The following is an 18,277-nucleotide window of genomic DNA, read 5'->3' as shown; positions in this document are numbered from 1 at the left end:
AGCGCCCCCGGAGTCCCTGCGACTTCGGGGGCGTTTTGGTTTCGCGGCCCGCCCAGTCGGTCGGGCATGGTCTTCTGATTGCACCCTGACGGTATGTACGCAGCTCCTGCCGCCCCCGGGGCGGACGAGTTCTCGGACGATCTTCTTGCATTCTGGCGCGTCGGCGCCGCGCTCCTGGCCGGTTTCGTGCTTTGGTTTGCGGCCTTCGGCAACACTGAACGGGCGGGTATGGCGCGCATGGCGGGGCTCACACAGGCCCCATCGCCCGGACCGGCGTTTGTGATGCCCCTGCCGTCCCCGCTGGAGCAGCACGCTTCTGCCCACACGGCGACTGCGGGGGACAGCCCCGACGACATCTACTGGCAGGACGGCTTCGCTTTTCCGTACGCCGGGGTCTCGGGCGATGTGCATGCTGTGGTGCCCGACGGTTCGGGTGGGTTCTACGCGGGTGGCGCGTTTGAATTCGCCGGGGGCACGCGGGTCGGCAACGTGGCCCGCTGGGACGCCGAGTCCCGCTCCTGGCACGCACTGGGCACCGGTACCAACTCGGTGGTTACCTCGCTGGCGCTGGACCCCTACGGCCGGCTGTATGCTGGCGGGGCCTTCACGGAGGTCGATGCGCTTCCGGCTGTTGGAATCGCCCGCTGGGATCCGGTATCCCAGTCATGGGCCGGCCTGGGAGCCTCACCCAATCAGGCCGTGGACGCACTCGCGACGCTGCCCGACGGCCGCATAGCAGCAGGAGGGGTGTTTACCCGCTTTGGGGCGCAGGAGGCGCGCGGCGTAGCGGTGTACGATCCGCTCGGAGACAGTTGGACGGGGCTGGGCGCCGGTCTCGAAGGCCATGTACGTGAACTGGCCGTGTCTCCCGCAGGTGTGCTGGTGGCATCCGGTCGCCTGGAAGCCCATGGACACATCGCCCGATGGGAGGGAGGTGCCTGGCAACCCTACGGAGACGGAGCCCCGGGCCCCGTGGAGGCCGTAGCGTTTGACGGGAGCCGCATGATCATCGGAGGCCGATTTGAATCCGGCCCCATCCCGAATGAGCGCATTCTTGGTTGGGATGAGGGATCGGGAACGTTTGAGACCGTCGCTGAGGGGCTGAATGCCAATGTGGACGATCTGGTCGTGCTTCCGGACGGCCGAATTGCCGTTTCCGGAGCCTTTTCGCGGGCCGGCGCAATCGATGCGCGCGGTCTAGCACTCTTCGACGGGGACTGGCTGGAAGGCCCTCAGGCCAATTCGCGGGTGCGCACCCTGGCCCAGCTGAGCGCTGGTGGACTGGTGGCGGGCGGCGCCTTCACAGAGGTCTCCCAATCGCACGCAGACGGTCTGGTAGCCTGGACGCCCGGGGTGGAGGCGGGCGCCTTCCTGGAATCGGACGGCGGAAACGGAACTGACGGCGCCATCTTTGACCTGCTCGCCGCCCCGGAGGGCGTTTATGCGGGCGGGGTGTTTCTGCGGGTCGCAGGCGAGAACGCATCCGCTGTGGCCCGATGGAATCCGGAATCGCAAGACTGGGAGCACCTGGGCGATGGGCTCGACAACCTGGTCAAGGCCCTCGCCCGAACGCCGAACGGTGACGTATTCGCGGGTGGTTACTTCACCGCCTCCGGGCAGACCCCGCTGCGTTTCGTCGCGAGATGGGACGGCACGGACTGGCGTCCTCTGGGGGCCGGCGTGAACGGCGCGGTCGAGGACCTGGCCGTGGATGGTGCCGGTCGCCTTGTGGTAGGTGGCTACTTCTCCCAGGCCGGGCAGGAGCTCGCGCCGGGAGTCGCCATCTGGGATCCGGCTACTGAGTCCTGGTCTTCCGTGGGCACTACCATGAATGCGGGCGTGGACGCAGTGGCAATCGGACTGGACGGCACCATTTACGCAGGTGGCAGCTTTACTACCGCGGACGGAGTCGGCGCGGCCGGCATCGCCCGATGGAAGCCAGGAGCGACCTCCTGGGAGCCGCTCGGACTGGGCAAGAACAGCATCGTTCGCGCCCTTGTCGTCGCCGAGGATGGGGATCTCTATGCGGGTGGGATATTTACCCGCGCCGGTACCGTCGCCGCGGACTACGCGGCGCGCTGGGATATTGATCAGGAGATGTGGCACCCGCTGAGCACGGGACTGAACTCGGCTGTTCGTTCGCTGGCCCGCGGTCCGGCAGGCACGGTGCTGGCAGGCGGCGTGTTTACGCACGCCGAGGGCCGGGAGGCGCCGCACGTCGCCGTTTGGGACCCCGCGGATCGAAGCTGGAGCGCGCTGGGCTCCGGAACGAACGCGTCGGTCCGCGGAATGGCACTCGCCGAAAGCGGAGAGATTTATCTGGGGGGATTCTTCACCCGAGCCGGAGGTGTGACTTCCTCACACTTTGCGGTCTTCGATCGCGGCAGTACCGGTACCGCGTCGGAGGATCCAGCGGAGACCCCATCGCACGTGACGCTGCATCAGAACTACCCGAATCCGTTCAATCCAGTGACCACAATCCGGTTCGAAACCGCGATTTCGGGCGATGCCCGCCTTGCGGTGTATGACCTGCTGGGCAGGGAGGTAAGCCTGCTGATGGACGGACCGATTGAGGCCGGAAGGCATGCGGTCACCTTCGACGCCCGGGCCCTGCCATCCGGAGCGTACATGTACCGATTGAGCACCGCGGATGGCACCGTGAGCCGCACAATGACGCTGATGAAGTAGGCGTCACAAGCACATATCGGACACGGGAATGGACACGATTGCGACACCGCGAGCGCAAATCGGACATTTCCGTGCGTAATACCAACTCGGAGGAGGTAGTCTGCGCAGGCGGCCTGCCATGGCGCATTTGTGCTACTCCGCCGATGTATACACCCCCTTAGCGCCCGGATCTGCTCTCAGGAGCGAGTGAAGGCCCGGCCCCCAAGCCAGGCATCCACCCACCAAGCTCATCATCCTGAGAAAGCCATGAAAGGCTGGGCTACTACTTTAGCTTCTCGTGTCACGTCGGCGCTGCTTCCACTGCTGGCGATTCTAGTTCTTCTGCCGACGACGGCCTCCGCGCAGGACCTGTTCGTCTCCAAGTCGGGAGACAATTCGGACGGCCTGACCTGGGCCAAGGCGTTTACGACGCTGGAGGCAGCCATCGCGGCTGCAAGCTCGGGCAACACCATCTGGGTGGCTGCCGGCACGTATACGACGACGACGACGCACGACATCGACAACAAGGATCTCACCATCTACGGTGGATTTGTCGGTGGGGAGGCCGCCCTGTCCGAGCGAGACGTCAACGCCAATCATGCTGTGCTGAAGACGTCCAGCACGTCTTCGCCGGTGGTCACCATTCAGGGGGCGTCTACGGTCATTCTGGATGGTCTGACCGTACGCGATGCGGCCCGGTCGACGGGCACCACCGGAGGCGGACTCCGCATGCTTCCGGACAACGGGGAAACGGTCACGCTGCGAAGCATGCTGTTCCGCAACAACACGGTGTCGACCGCCTCAGGCCTCGGCGGCGCTGTGTACGTGCAGAGCGGCATCCTGGTGGTCGACAAGAGTCGTTTCCAGGACAACTCGGCCTCTTCCGGTGGGGGCATCTATATCGCCGATGGCGCCAGCGTGGGTAATGCCAGCGTCACGAACAGCATCTTCGACACGAACGCCGCGAGCGCAGGCGACGGCGGCGGAATCAATTTCGTGGATGCGACCGCTTCCATCACCGTCGTTCACTCCACGTTCTACGCGAACACCGCCACCGGCTCCGGCGGCGGCCTGTTCGAGAACGTGGCCGGGTCCAGCACACTCAACAACTCGGTGTTCAACGGCAACACCGCCGGCGCGGCAGGCACGGAATCATTCGATGTGGATTCCGGTGACTACAACCTGTACCCGGCCTCCACGGCCACGGGAACGGGCGGCAACGACATCACAGCATCGGATCCGGAGTTCACGAATGCATCCGGCGATGACTTCACGCTGAAGGCGGAGTCGTTGGCGATCAATACCGGCAACAGCTCCACCACGGAGGACATCAACGGCAATACGCGCGATGCTGCAGAGGATCGCGGGGCTCACGAGGCGACCTTTACGTACGACTTCGGTGACCTGCCGTCTGCTGCCTATAACGAAGAGACGTTGCTGGTCAACGATGGTGCCCGTCACCAGGCCACCGGCGTGTTCCTCGGTGCCCTTCGCGACACGGAGACGGACGGACAGTCCAGCGCCTCTGCGGACGGAGACGACTCGGCCGGCTCGGACGATGAGGACGGTGTGGTGTTCTCGTCGTTCACCAATGGACAGACCGGAAGCATCCAGCTCTTCCTCTCGGGAGGCACCAACGCCTTCGCAAACATCTGGATTGACTGGAACGGCGACGGCGATTTTGATGACGTCGGGACAGATCTGCGCGATGTGGACAACCCCATTGTTGCAGGCCACAACGTGATTCCAATCGCTGTGACCGGCGCAAACGCGTCCTCCTACAACGTGCGCGTTCGGGTGACGTCTTCCTCGGGCACCAGCGAAAGCTCCGGCTACAAGGGCTATATGGCCGACGGTGAGGTCGAGGACTATCAGGTGGCCGTCGTGGCCGCTCCAGCCAACGTGGTCGTCGCTATGGGCGGCGGTGGTGGTGACATCACTTTCGTGGGGTCAACGCTGACGGTAGAGGACGCCAACGGCGTGACCATCTACTCCGGCGTAGCTGGTACGACCTCCACCACGGTCTCCGGGTCGAGCAACAACGACGTGTTCACGTTCGATGGGGACATCAACTCCAACCTGACGATCGCCATTGACGGCGGATCCGGGGGCACGGACTCGATTGTCCTGTCGCCGACTCCGACGCTGACGTCGATTGCGCAGACGTATACCAACGAGACGGACGGCTCGATCGTGATGACCGATGGTGGCGACATTCACACCATCACCTACACGAACTTCGACCCGATCACGGACAACTCCACGGCGCCGACCAAGACGTTTACGTTCGCCACGAGTGGCACTGTAACGTTGAACGCTTCGGGCGATGGGGCTACCAACAACAACTATTCCTGGATCGACTGTGACGGTTGTGGCGAAGCGACAAGCTTCCGGAATCCGACCGGCGGGGCTCCGAATACCCTGACCATCACGACGGCCAGCGGTGGCGACACGGTTAATCTGGGTCTCCTGGATACCTCGGGCGGCGCGCTGCCGACAGTAAACGTGACTGTAAACGGTGGCGATGGCGCCGACCTGTTCACAGTGACTCCGGCGACCGGTAGCACGGGCTACGCCATCACGGTCAACGGCGGTGATCCCACGGGGACGTGTCCCGCGGACGGACTCCTGGTAGACAGTGCCGCAGGTGCAACCGTGTCAACCCTCGGCACGCCGCCGGCGTCAACGATCGACTTCTCGTCGACGCACCAGGACATTACCTACACGGGAATCGAGCAGGTGGGCACCCCCAGCGTGGATGTCACACTGAACCGTTCAGCGCTGTATGCCACGGACGTGCTCTCCAGCAACAATACGCTGGAGATAACCGTCACCAACGACGGCTCGACGGCCGCAAACTGCGTGACGGTGACCCTCGATCCGACGCTGGCGACCTACGTAAGCTCTGCGAGCACAAGCGGCCCGGGATCGTTTATCGATCCGACTTGGAACGTCGGTACGCTTGCAGCCGGCGCATCGGCGACGCTTACCGTCAGTGACGGCTTTGTGACCACCAACGTGGATCGCACGGTGACCTTCACCGCGAGCACGTTGCCGAACACCACCGACGACGACGATTCCGCCTCGCTGGAAGTCACGATGGGCTTCCTCTTCCCGGCAGGCACGCAGATCAATTCTGCGATCTATGTGTCGCAGACGCTCACCGTGGGTGGTACGACGTATCAGCCGTTCAATCAGCTGCTCGCCGGCATCTACCAGGGTGCTCCCGGCAAGGACGGCGCGGTATGGTGCAAGGTGCCGACCCTGATCGACACCGATAACAACGAAGCCACAACGGCGGACAACATCTGGCCGCCTTCGCCACTGACTTCGGCGGCTCTGCCGGACCTCTGGCGTCCATGCGCCACCGGTCTACCGTTCCCGCTGGTACCCAACGGTCTGTTTGAGACCTCGGGCGGCCGGGTGTGGTTGGCCGCATGGGGCTACGCAGGCCTCTACTACTCCGACGACAACGGACAGAGCTGGACGGCCTCCTGGCCGGCTCTCGGGCCGGGCGATGCTTCCAACAGCGCCTACTGGGTCAATGTGTACTCCATCACGGAGGACGCCGCCGGCATCCTGTACATCTCCGCGAACAACGGCAAGGTGTACCGGTCGCTCAACAGCGGGGGCCTCTGGCAGGACCTGGGCACGTTGCCGATGGGCTCCACGGATACAGCGTGGTCGCTTGAGGCGCATCCCAGTACCTCCGGTTTGATCTACGCAGGTCTCTTCGGCAAGGGCGTCTACTATTCGGACGACTTCGGCATAAGCTGGCAGGTACTCGGATCGACCGCCGAAAACGGTGTGCTGACCGGCGCCACAGCGGATGCGACCGACAATCCGAATGCACGTAAGGGCGGCCACGTGTTCGACCTGGCGTTCAGTCCCGACAACGACTGTTCCGCCGGTGCTCCCACGCAGTGCTTCATTTTCGTGGGCACGGGTTCGGGACTGTTCCGTGGAACGGCAAACACCGCCACGACGGACCCGGCCTGGAAGTTCATGGGACCGGTCATCTCCACGGACAGTGGTGTGACCTGCACCCCCTCGAGCACGAACTCCGCGTGCCTGACGCCGCAGGTCAAGGCGATCGCGTTCAACGAGAGTGCAAGTGACGCGGACGACGACATCTTCCTCGGTCTCTGGGGCTTCGGTGCCTACACCGACGATGATCCAAGCCGTGCGCTGGCCGCTGCCGACGACGACTTCGCCGAGTTCAGCCTGCGCGCCGATGAGGTGCTCTTCCTGGCTGCGGCTGACGGCATCATCACGGTGGGCTCTGCCGATGGCACGATCTCTACCGGACCGGCGATCCCGGCATCGTCCACCGACACGGAGGACGCGGCTGAGTTGCCGACAGAGTGGGCGCTCGAGCAGAACTATCCGAACCCGTTCAACCCGGTGACGACCATCGCGTTTGCCATGCCGGAGTCTGCCGATGTACGCCTGGCCGTGTACGATCTGCTCGGCAGGGAAGTGGCCCTGCTGGTGCATGGCGTGGTCGAAGCCGGTCGGCACGAAGTACGGTTCGATGCGGGCGGATTGCCCTCCGGCACTTACCTGTATCGCCTGGACTCGCCGGCGATCAGCCAGAGCCGAATCCTGACCCTCGTCAAATAGGGCGCCATAGCCCTCTGGCCTTCCGTTATGCACCGCTAACCACCCACCGCTAAGGAAGGCCCGCCACGCCCACGTGGCCAGACCCCGACTTGCTTCATCCGGCAGGTCGGGGTCTGCTGTTTTCGAGGGCCCGATTTCCGGCACAAATGCGAAAAAACGGACATTGATGGCCGCAAATCGGACATTTTGACCCGTTCTCATAAGCGGGGGATCGGCGCCGATGTACATCGCCGCCCCCGCTTTCTGCGCCCCGGTCCGAAGGCCCGCCACCCACCGCCAAATCCTTCCGGCCAATGAGGGCACTCATTTGCTCGCTCGTTCTGAGCGCGTTCTTTCTGCCGTACGCGGCGCTCGGTCAGACTATCCTTGTGGACGCCGGGGTAGTTACGGACGGGTCCTCGCAGGCTATCGGATCGGAGGACGTCGACGACCTTGTGACCCCTACGCAGCGCACCTTCGCCGTGACCAACGGCGGCGCTGGTACGCTCAACATCGCCTCGATCACGTCAAATGGAGCGGAGTTCACGGTGACCGCCGTCTTGCCGTCGGGTCCACCTTACGACAACAACGCCGGCAGCTTCACTGTGGTGTTTGACCCGACTGCGGTAGGCGCACGGTCAGCCACCATCACGATCGTGTCCGGGAATGCGGGCAATACACCCTTCTCGTTCACGGTTACCGGCACGGGAACGGAAGCAGATCTGTCGCTGACCAAGTCGATCACGGCAAACCCCAGCCCAACCCCGGCCTCTCCGACGGTCACGTTCCAGATCGACGTGCTGAACCAGAACAACGGGGCACAATCTGCGGCGTCTACGGGCTTCACACTCACCGATACGGTGCCCGCCGGATACGATCCGGCGACCACGACATTTGGTGCCTGTGTGGGGTTCGTGACTGGGGGCGCGGGCTCGGCCTCGCTGACCATGACCCACCCTGGGCTCATTGTGGGGGCGTCGGCAAGCTGCACATTTACCGCTGAAGTAAAGGACGACCCCTTTTCGGACAGCAACAGCTATCAGAACTCGGTATCCGTCACATCGGCCAGCCAGCACGATTCGGATCCCGCGGACAACACGGCAACCGCGACGGCGACTCCCGTCGAAGCCGACCTCCGTCTGTCCATTGAAGCGGTGAGCTACAATCCCGACACGGGCGCTCTGGACATGACCGTTCGGGTATCGAACGATGGGCCCAGTGCCGCATCTGGCGTGACCGTAAGCATTCCGGAGCTGGACGCGACACCGTTCGGTGGTACTGCGCCAGTGCTCACCCCATCCGCGGGAAGTCACAGCACCGGCACGCAGATCTGGACGGTGGGTGCCGTCGCGAGCTCTGGCTCCGAGACCCTGCAGTTCACCTCGACGCTCGGTGATCAACACACCTTCACGCTCATTGCGGATGTGGCTGCCTCAGCGCAGTTTGACGGGGACTCCACGCCGGGGAACGGCAATACTGGTGAGGATGACTATGCCTCGCACACGGTCAACCAGTACGACTACGGGGACCTCGTCGGATATGGAGACCCCCGCCACGAGATCATCAGCGGCGCTGCAACCTTCAGCGGGTCTGTCGACTCGGAGTCGGGCACCCAGGCGCCCAACGCCACCGGAGACGACACGAATGGCATCGACGACGAAGGGATCATTCTGCCCACCTACCTGGGAGCTGGCGTCCCCGGCGTGATCGCCGTCAGTGCAAGCGGCGGCGCCTTTGTGAGCGCCTGGATCGACTTTGACAGCGACGGCAACTTTACGGATGCCGGGGAGGATTTCTTCTCCGGACCTGTGGGCGGCGGATCGACGAATCTATCCGTCACGCCGCCGACCACTTCGGCAGGCACCCGCAATGCCCGCTTCCGGATTTGTTCGGTGCAGACGGATTGCGACGACCCGACTGAGAACGCTCCGAATGGTGAGGTGGAGGACCACGTCGTCACGATTATAGGCGTGGACTTCGGAGACGCCCCGGACACCGGAGTCGGGACGGGAGCCGGCAACTATGAAACGGACATCTCCAATGATGGTCCGCGCCACATGACCGGAACGCCAGTCTATCTGGGTGCGGTGGCGCCGGACGCCGATCCCGATGCGAGGGACGACGCGACGGCAAACGGGGACGATGCGGTCGGGGACGACGAGGACGGGGTAGTCTTTCCCCACACCCTGGTGTCGGACGCCACGGGCACGACGGCCTCCTTCACGGCGACCAATGTCGGCGCCGGTTATCTCAGCGTCTGGGTTGACTGGGACGCGAACGGCGTCTTCGGCAACAACGCCAATGAGATTCTGACCAACAACACGGTGGTCGCCGCCACAGGATCGGCCATGTACCCGTTTTCGATTCCGGCGTCACAGGCCACCGGCTCCTATTTCGCGCGAGCCCGTTTTTGCAGCACCAGCATGGCATGCAACTCCCCCACCGGTTTTGCGAGCGATGGGGAAGTGGAGGACTACCAGGTGTCCGTGCTGTCGGCCACCAATGCGGATGTCACGTTTACCGCTCCGGACGATGGATTCCCCGGTAACCCGACCTTCGAAATCAGCGGTGGCAACCTGCGCCTGGTCGTGGGCGGCACGACCTTGTTCGAGGTCACCGGCACGCCACTGAACTCGTTCACGTTTACCGGCAACGCCAGCAACAACGACCTCACCGTCAACATGGCCGGGGGAGACCCCATCCCGAGCGGAGGTCTGACCTTCAACGGCGGCGCGGGAGACGATCACCTGATTGTCGATCTCGCCTCCGCCGCAGGACCAAACTCCACCATCACGTTCGTCGGTGGCAGCAATGTCAGCACCAATCCGGGTGATCAGATCACCTTCACCGACACGGTGGCTCCGACCCACGTGACTTCGAACGTGCACACGAGCGCGTCCGCTGGTACCGCGTCGGTCGACGAGCTGGATGTGGTCTATTCCGAGCTTGAGCCGGTCACTTTCGCCCTGAGCGCGACGGTCGCGACCTTCACGTATACCGGTGGTGCGGAAACCATCACCCTCGACAACGGAGGCTCCAATGACGGCTCTTCACGACTCACCTCGACGTTGGGCGAAACCAACCACTTTGTCAACCCGAGCGAACGCCTGATCATCAATGCGGGCACCGGCAACGACGTGGTAGTCGTGGGTGAACTGGATACAGGCGGTGGCCCGGTATACCCGACAGCAGGCGTCAATCCCGGCATCTACGTGAACGGCGACCTCGCCGGGGACCGCATTACCGTGGATCCCAGCATCAACTACGAGATCTACGCCGACGGGGGCGACCCGGCAAGCTGTAGCGACCCGGACATCCTTGATATCAGCCTGGATGCTACCAACAATGAGAGTTTTTCGACCCCGGTAACCGGCCTGAAGGTCTCGCCGCTTCCCATCACCGGCACCACGCCGCCCCTGTCCGTCTACCAGGAGGACTTTGAGGTCTTTGCCTTTGTCACCGCCGAACTGGCCATCACCCAGTTCACCGTGGAGGACGAACTCTCATACCCCGGAGAGGCGGTACGAGTCACCGTGCATCTGACCAACAACGGCCCGGATACGGGACAGTGTGCATCGGTCAATCTGACCTCGCTGACAAGCGTGCTCGAGGTCGATGCCAACAGCAGTTCCAACATGACGGGGCCGGTGGAGTCCGAAGGCACGCTCAACCGCAGTACCATGCTGTGGACCATGGACGAGATTCAGGCGGACGCCACTGAAACGCTCGTCTTCTACGGCGTGGTCAACACGTCGCTGGCAGACACGACTGCCTTCACCATCTCAGCAGTCGGCGAGAACACGGATCCGCTGGCCTCCAACAACATCGCGGTAGACACGCTGATCGTGGGGCAGACGTTTGTGATTCCCGCAAAGCTGCATGCCCAGTCCGCCGAGTGGGTCACGCCCGATTCGGGACTGGAGCGCATGCTGCTCGGCCTGTACCAGGGATCGCCCGGTCTCACGTCTGCCGTGCTGTGCCGAACGCCTGCCCCCGACGGTGACCTGTTCACCCAGCAGGGCCTGGGTGATACCTACCACGAGTGTGGTGAGGGCCTGCCCCACCCGCTGTATGTCGCGGACCTCTGGTTGGACGATGACGGCACCAACGAGGGTCGTGTGTGGCTCGCCGCCTGGGGCTCCGGAGGGCTCTACTACTCTGACGATGAGGGCGAAACCTGGACGGCGGCCGAGCCCAATCTGCCAGGCACCACCAACAGTTGGCTGCTGGTGTACTCTATCTCCGAGGACGTCAACGACGGCACGATGTATCTATCGGCCAACAATGGCCTTGTCTTCCGCACCTTTGACGGAGGGGCCAACTGGCAGCAGGTCTCCTCACTTCCGCGGGGTTCGGCGGAGACCGCCTGGACGTTGGTCGCTCACCCCAGCAATGCCGGAGAGTTGTATGCCGGCACGGCCGGGCGCGGGGTCTTCCGGTCCGTTGATTTCGGCTACAGCTGGGATCAGACGTCCGCGACGGAAATGGCCGCAAAGGATGCCCTCCACATTTTCGACCTGGAGTTCGGCACCAACGGGTCCCTGTATGCGGGCACTTCGCGAGGCATTTGGGTAACGAGCAACTCCGGCACCAGCTGGGCAGAACTTGATGCCAACCAGGGCTCGCTGACCCCGACGGGCGTCGCCCCGGAGATCCGCAAGCTGGCCTTTGGCGGCGATATCGCCAACGACGGCCAACCGGACCTGTATGGTACTGCGTGGGGCTACGGCGTTGTGGTCAACCAGACCCCCTTCACTGGAGGAGCGGGCACGCTGGGCCTGTTTGCCTTGCGCTCCACGCTGGTGACGCTGCTGGCGCCGACGCCCGACGGAGAACTCCTTCTGGGAGACCAGGGAGGCGTCGTGGAGCAGCACGACCCGAGCGCGCTCAACGTCAGCCTCTCGGTTGCAAATGAGCCACCTTCAGAACTTCCGACGACGGCACAACTGGACCAGAATCATCCAAACCCGTTCAATCCGGCGACATCGATCAGATTTGCGGTCCCGAATGCGGACCAGGTTCGGCTGGAGCTGTTGGATGTACTGGGGCGCCACGTGGCAACCCTGGTGGACGGCAACCTGCAAGCAGGCTGGCACGAGGTCCGGCTGGATGCGAGTGCGCTTGCCAGCGGGTCCTACCTGTACCGACTCCATACCGGGGCAGCGGTCGTCACCAAGACCATGACGCTGCTCAAGTGAGAGTATTTCTCCTGGCTGTGGCGGCGGTCCTGGTGAATCCCGTCAGCGCTCAGCCCGCCCGCTGGATCGACACGGCAGACGACCCGGTTCTGCATCGTTCCCTGACACTGGACAGTCCGGTCGCGACCCTCGCGCCGACAGCGGGCGAGTGGATGTCGGGATTCGCCTTTCCGTACCACGGGGTCTCGAACGTCGTGACGGCCGTGGCTTCCGATGGCCGAGACGTGTTCGTGGCCGGCAACTTCACCATGGCCGGCGGCATCCAGGCCCGCCACATCGTGCGATGGGACCTGCAGTCGGGTACCTGGCACCCCATGGGCGATGGACTCAACGGCCCGCCGGAGGATCTGCTGGTGGCTTCAGACGGCATGCTGTACGCCGCCGGCTCGTTCACCCGGGCCGATGGGCGCACGGCCACGGCGCTGGCGCGCTGGGATCCCGCGACCGAGGCATGGTCTGCCGTCGGAGGGGGGCTGAACAACGTCGCGTCCTCCATCATCGAAGACGGCCACGGTGGCCTGATCGTGGGGGGCTTCTTCTCCAGGGCTGGTGGCACGGAAGCCCGTGGTATCGCCCGACTCGACCTGGCCACCGGCACCTGGATGCCGTTTGGCGACGGACTGGACAACCTGGTCATAGACCTCGCGATCTCGCCCTCCGGTGAGTTGTACGCCACCGGAGACTTCACGCGCTCGGGCTCCGCACTCATGCCCGGGATCGCGAAATGGAATCCCGGTGCAGATCGTTGGGAGTCCCTCGGCGTCGGGCTTTCCAGCATGGGGCGGGCGCTTGCATTTGACGGTAGCGGCCGCCTCTGGGTCGGAGGGCTCTTTCAGGGGGCAGGCGGGGAGTATGCTCCCTATCTGGCCATCTGGCACCCGGAGTCCGGATCCTGGCAGGCACCGGAAAGCGCTCCGAATGGGCGCGTCGATGTGCTCTTCACGCGTCCGGACGGGCTCATTGCGGTCGGAGGAAACTTCCAGACAGCGGGTTCAAGCGCCGCCAACGGCATCGTGCTGCTGGATCCTGACAGCCGCACGTGGCAACCCCTGCTTGAGGGCGCGAACAGCACCGTTATGGCCGTTGAGAGCCTGTCAGACGGCCGGTTGGTGGTCGGTGGGGCTTTCACTTCGGCCGGCCGCTTGCCTGCAGATGCCGTGGCCATCTGGGAAGGAGACGCAGGCTGGCATCACCTGAAGCCTGTCCGGGACGGCAACGGACTGGACGGGCCGGTCTCGGCCATGGTCTCTGACCGAAAGGGCGGATTCTGGGTCGCCGGTCAGTTCCACCGAGCCGCCGGTGAGACACTGCGCTTCCTCGGGCACTGGGATCCCGTTCGTGCAACCTGGACCCGGATGGATGCCGAGCCGAATGCGCCCGTGGAGGCATTGGCAGTCGACACCCAGGGCCGGCTGATCGCTGGCGGCAGCTTCACCAGAGTCGGCGCGACGCCCATCGCTTTTGTGGCACGGTTTGATCCAGCCGATGGGACCTGGTCACCACTGGGCGCGGGCCTGCACGGTGTCGTGCGCGCGCTCGCCGTCGGAAAAGACGGCGAGGTCTACGCAGGCGGGCATTTCAAGCAGGAGGGCAGTGTGGGCTTCAATCACATCGCCCGTTGGGATCCAGCCTCCGACAGCTGGCAGTCCATGAGCGGTGGCACCAATCGACCTGTGGTGGCTCTTGCCATGGGTCCCGATGGCAGCATCTATGCCGGCGGCGATTTCTCGACGGCCGGGCACCAGGCGGCCAGGGGCATAGCGCGCTGGCACGCCGGCCAGGAGGTGTGGTACACCCTGGGATCCGGGCTCAATTCCACGGTTCGTGCCATCGCGGTCGGCCCGGATGGACGCGTCTATGCGGGCGGACTGTTCTCCCGCGCGGGTGGGCAGCGGGCCGATTTTGTCGCGGCGTGGTCCCCCGATGATTTTGCCTGGACCGCCCTTGGTTCAGGCCTGAACAACCAAAGCCGAGCCCTTGCCGTGCTCCCGGATGGTCGACTCGTAGTCGGCGGCAGTTTTTCCAAGGCGGGGGGACGCGAAGCGCGTCGGGTCGCACTCTGGGATCCCTCCAACCAGGCCTGGCTGGCCGCCGGGCCGGGAGTCGACAACACGGTGACCACGGTCGCGGCTCTGGAGGAAGGTTTCCTGGTCGGAGGATACTTCAACGAGGCCGGCGCCGAGGTTTCCAACTTTCTGGCCCATTGGACCGAGGCGTCAGGCGTGCAGACCGAGCAGCCGGACGAGGGTCCGGGGCTGGACCTGTGGCCGAATCCCGCGTCCGATCGCATTCACGTGCGTCCACCCCCTTCTGAACGGGTACAGCGCATCGAACTCTTCGATGTGAGCGGCCGGCGCGTGCCGTTGCGCTTTTCTGCAGGCACGGCGGATGTATCGTCGTTGCCTCCCGGACTGTATTTCGTGCGCATGCGCACGGACAAGACCACACACTCCCGTCCACTGATCGTGGATTAGGGAGCGATGCCGATGACAGGAAGGGGCCTCCTCGCAATTGTGAGGGGGCCTTTTCCGTATTCGATGGTCCTGTCGCGCTCCACCGGCGTTGACCATGCTTTAACTCTAATCGGACATGGGTGCGCAATTCGTATCACAAATCGGACATTCGGGCAGAAAAGTGCGCAAACAACCCATTTCCGGGCGTTTCTAATTGCCGTACATCGGCACTCGCTCCTTTTGGATCGAGGGCGCGGCCCGGGCAGTCACAAGCTGTCCGGGCCATCTTTTTTTGTCACCTTTTGGCGATCTCGAACCGCAACGTGGCGGGCGCGCGGGGTTGGGAGCTCCCGGCTCCGGCGTGAGCAAATCCGGACCAGCGCTCCTGGAGGCGCGAGGGTCGATGGACGAGGGGAATGCTGGCCGTCGCCGTTGAGTCCCCGGGCCAGCCGTCCACCTGAAGTGCGTATTCCGCGGTTCGCGGGCCTCGCCTCAATGTGAGTGTGCCCCAGGTGCTGTCCGGAAGGAACCCAAGCGGCACCGTGAGCGGGCCGAGGGAGTCGGGGATGCTCACCTCGCGCGAAGAAGAGATGCCGCCGTACCCGTCCCGGTAGGCATAGGCCGAAATCTGCAGGCCACGGACTCCGTCACGCGTGGTTACCGTGCCTACGAAGCGGTCCGAGTCCTCGTGTGTGATCGACAGCGTCTGCTCAGATCCATACAGCCGGACGCGGTTGGAACGAGGGGTCAGGTCGGAGAGGCCGATGATCTTGATGGACATCCCGTCCGGCACGTCAGCCAGGTGGAAGCGGACGCGGAAATCCCAAGCGGGTCGCCGTGTCGGCGTACCCCAGAATCGCACTCTGCGCCGGAGAGGGCCCGCCCAGATGTCACCTTCATCGATGGTAAACGCGCGAACCGGGCCAAACGGGCCATCAGGCTCATCGGCAGGAGTAGCCACCCAGCCCGCGACCACGAGAAGAACCGCCGCGAGTCCCGCGCCGGCTATCCCGATGCGGCTCACCGGTTCGCGACTACAGCCAGCAGGGTTCCGTCCGGGCTGACAGCCAGCCGGCTGGTGCCATCGAGGTCCAGGTCAGCCACCAGGCTCCAGTCCACGCTCTCTCCCGGCTTGTATCGATACAACTCGCCCTCCACGGCCATGACCAGTGCACCGTCAGGCGTCCAGGCGTAATCCTGCCCGCCCTCGAGCGGTACCGCGATTGCTGAGTTCTCGCCGGTGTTCCAGTCCCACCGCAGAATCTCGCGACTGTCGTCTTCCTGAACCTGGATATAGCTGGAGGCCTGCTGGCCGGGCACACGATGCAGCGAACGACCTACGCGCGTTGCGACGACCGTCGTGTCGCCCGTGCCCTCGGTGACCAACTGCAGGGTGGCCGGACTGCCCAGGCGGAAGAACAGTACCCGGTCATTGCCCACCCAGGTGAAATAGCCGATGCGATCGATGTCGGCCACCAGCGCAGGCTCCCCGTCTCCGGAGAGTGCATGTCGCCACAGGGTTTGCAGGCCTGTGGAGTCGAGCCGGACCACCGAAAACCACGACGGTTCGTCGGGTAGTACCGTCGGCGAGTACTCGCCCGGCGGCGTATCCGTCAGTTGGGTGAGCGAACCATCTGACACGTCGTAGGCCCAGGAATCCATATTCCCGGTGCGGTCCGAGGTAAAGAGCACCATGCCTCCGTCGGACGTGAAGCTGGGCTGATTGTCATAGCCGTCCCGGTCCGTGATCCGGGCGATGGGCTGTGCGCCATCTCCAGACAGACTGAACAGGTGGATGTCGGAGCCCGTGGGCGCCGCGGTGGTCGCCGCCGGCTCGGTCTCCGGTTCGGGCGTGGAGCAGGCGGCCAGGAGCAGCAGTAGGGGAAGAAGTCGTTTCATGGGATCAAGATAGGTGCGGGCCGGGGAGGTTCGATCGAGGAGACGCAGCAGGCCGCTCACCGCAAAAATTTGCCGCCTGGACAAATCCGGCTCAAGCCGCGTGGCCCGACGGCCGATACGACCGAACAAGCCACCCCCCATGGCAGAGGAGCATCCACCCATATCAGCCCACGAAGTCCGTAAGGCGGTTGCGCGAGAAGCGCTGCGCACCATGCGCGTCGGCGGGCTTGCGATAGCGGGCCTTTATCTCATTTCCGGGACCACGCAGGCATTCGCGTTTCCGCCGGAGATGGGCATTCCCATGGCAATCCTCGCTTTTGTGATCGCCGCGATCACGGCGGGCATGCGCTACCTGTCGCGTTTGGAGCGCTTCAACGAAGCGGGGCATACCCTGTGGGGGATCGTCGCAGCCATGGCCGTCGTGAATGCCATGGTGCTCATGACGCTCCAGGCAGATCCCATGGGCACCACCAGCCTGATGCTGGTGACCACCGGGGTTGGATTTGTACTGCTTTCGACGCGCTGGGTGATCATCCTCGTGAGTGTCATGGTGGCCTTCTGGTGCTGGTTTGTATGGCAGGCACCCGCGGACCCACTATGGTCGGCCTATGGTGTCGCCTTGCTCAAAACAGTGCTTCTTGCCGGCGTGGTGCACGTGATCCGTCGCGATTCCGTTTTTCGCCTCCAGGAAATGCATCTGCGCGACGAGCAACAGGCGGAGGCGCTACGGAGGGCAAGGGATCACGCCGAGTCGGCTGCCCGCACCAAGGCAGAATTCCTTGCCAACATGAGCCACGAAATCCGCACGCCCATGAACGGGGTGATCGGCCTGACCAGCGTGCTGGCCGACACCGAGTTGGACGATGAGCAGCTGGATCTGGTGGAGACGATCGGAGAGTCCGGGGAGACGCTGCTTACCCTGCTCAACGACATTCTCGATCTGTCCAAGCTTGAGGCCGGGCGCGTCGAGCTCGACCCGCATCCGTTCTCTCCTGAGAAGTGCCTGCGCCATGCATGTGACCTGTTTCGGGTGAACGCCAGGCGCAAGGGTCTGGACCTGTCATTGCGTATCCATCAATCGCTTCCTACGACTGCTGTCGCGGATGCCACACGTTTGGGTCAGATCGTCTGCAATCTGCTCTCCAACGCGGTCAAATTCACTGCTTCGGGCCGGGTGACAGTGTCCGCCAGTGCGGAATGCGGGGCGCTGATCATCGAGGTCGCCGACACAGGGATCGGCATGCCCTCCGAGGTGCAGGAGCGCATTTTCGACACCTTCACTCAGGCGGATTCGTCCACCACGCGGCTTCACGGCGGCACCGGTCTCGGGCTTGCCATTACCCGCCAGTTAGCCATGCTCATGGACGGCGAGGTTCGGCTGGAAAGCGCTCCCGGTCGCGGGTCCACGTTCACGGTCTGTATCCCGTACACGACCGCGGCGCAGCGCGCGGCCTGATC

The 18,277-nt window shown here is 64.0% G+C and carries 7 protein-coding genes; 5 read left to right on the top strand and 2 right to left on the bottom strand.

Annotation, left to right across the window (positions count from 1 at the left end; genetic code table 11):
* Positions 1 to 93: 93 nt before the first annotated feature.
* From JJ896_08620 to JJ896_08605, 4 genes are all read left to right on the top strand, one after another.
* The gene (locus JJ896_08620) at positions 94 to 2,688 is read left to right on the top strand and encodes a T9SS type A sorting domain-containing protein (GenBank protein ID MBO6779701.1); all 2,595 of its coding nucleotides are present in this window, start codon (positions 94 to 96) and stop codon (positions 2,686 to 2,688) included.
* 246 nt (positions 2,689 to 2,934) lie between these two features.
* Positions 2,935 to 7,290, top strand: coding sequence for a T9SS type A sorting domain-containing protein (locus JJ896_08615; GenBank protein MBO6779700.1), 4,356 nt, complete (start codon positions 2,935 to 2,937; stop codon positions 7,288 to 7,290).
* 293 nt (positions 7,291 to 7,583) lie between these two features.
* On the top strand, positions 7,584 to 12,467 hold the full coding sequence (locus tag JJ896_08610) for a T9SS type A sorting domain-containing protein (GenBank protein MBO6779699.1): 4,884 nt from the start codon (positions 7,584 to 7,586) through the stop codon (positions 12,465 to 12,467).
* Positions 12,464 to 14,941 (top strand): T9SS type A sorting domain-containing protein, encoded by a 2,478-nt coding sequence (locus JJ896_08605; protein MBO6779698.1) that lies wholly within the window; start codon positions 12,464 to 12,466, stop codon positions 14,939 to 14,941. Before JJ896_08610 ends, JJ896_08605 begins: the two co-directional genes overlap by 4 nt.
* A gap of 274 nt (positions 14,942 to 15,215) precedes the next feature.
* Here JJ896_08605 and JJ896_08600 read toward each other — a convergent pair whose 3' ends face one another.
* Both JJ896_08600 and JJ896_08595 read right to left on the bottom strand, forming a co-directional pair.
* The gene (locus JJ896_08600) at positions 15,216 to 15,944 is read right to left on the bottom strand and encodes a hypothetical protein (protein ID MBO6779697.1); all 729 of its coding nucleotides are present in this window, start codon (positions 15,942 to 15,944) and stop codon (positions 15,216 to 15,218) included.
* The gene (locus JJ896_08595) at positions 15,941 to 16,819 is read right to left on the bottom strand and encodes a PD40 domain-containing protein (protein ID MBO6779696.1); all 879 of its coding nucleotides are present in this window, start codon (positions 16,817 to 16,819) and stop codon (positions 15,941 to 15,943) included. The genes JJ896_08600 and JJ896_08595 overlap by 4 nt, the downstream gene beginning before the upstream one ends.
* Positions 16,820 to 16,958: 139 nt before the next feature.
* Here JJ896_08595 and JJ896_08590 point away from each other — a divergent pair, with 139 nt between their 5' ends.
* Complete coding sequence (locus JJ896_08590; GenBank protein MBO6779695.1) at positions 16,959 to 18,275, top strand: hypothetical protein; 1,317 nt, start codon at positions 16,959 to 16,961, stop codon at positions 18,273 to 18,275.
* The last annotated feature ends 2 nt before the right edge of the window (positions 18,276 to 18,277 follow it).

Source organism: Rhodothermales bacterium, from assembly GCA_017643395.1.
Classification (GTDB): domain Bacteria; phylum Bacteroidota; class Rhodothermia; order Rhodothermales; family UBA10348; genus JABDJZ01.
This window is presented reverse-complemented; position numbering and strand designations above follow the sequence as displayed.

Bases quoted from the DNA above. Each gene is read 5' to 3' on its own strand.
- JJ896_08620 (MBO6779701.1), top strand. From the start codon at position 94: ATGTACGCAGCTCCTGCCGCCCCCGGGGCGGACGAGTTCTCGGACGAT.
- JJ896_08590 (MBO6779695.1), top strand. From the start codon at position 16,959: ATGGCAGAGGAGCATCCACCCATATCAGCCCACGAAGTCCGTAAGGCG.
- JJ896_08595 (MBO6779696.1), bottom strand. From the start codon at position 16,819: ATGAAACGACTTCTTCCCCTACTGCTGCTCCTGGCCGCCTGCTCCACG.
- JJ896_08610 (MBO6779699.1), top strand. From the start codon at position 7,584: ATGAGGGCACTCATTTGCTCGCTCGTTCTGAGCGCGTTCTTTCTGCCG.
- JJ896_08615 (MBO6779700.1), top strand. From the start codon at position 2,935: ATGAAAGGCTGGGCTACTACTTTAGCTTCTCGTGTCACGTCGGCGCTG.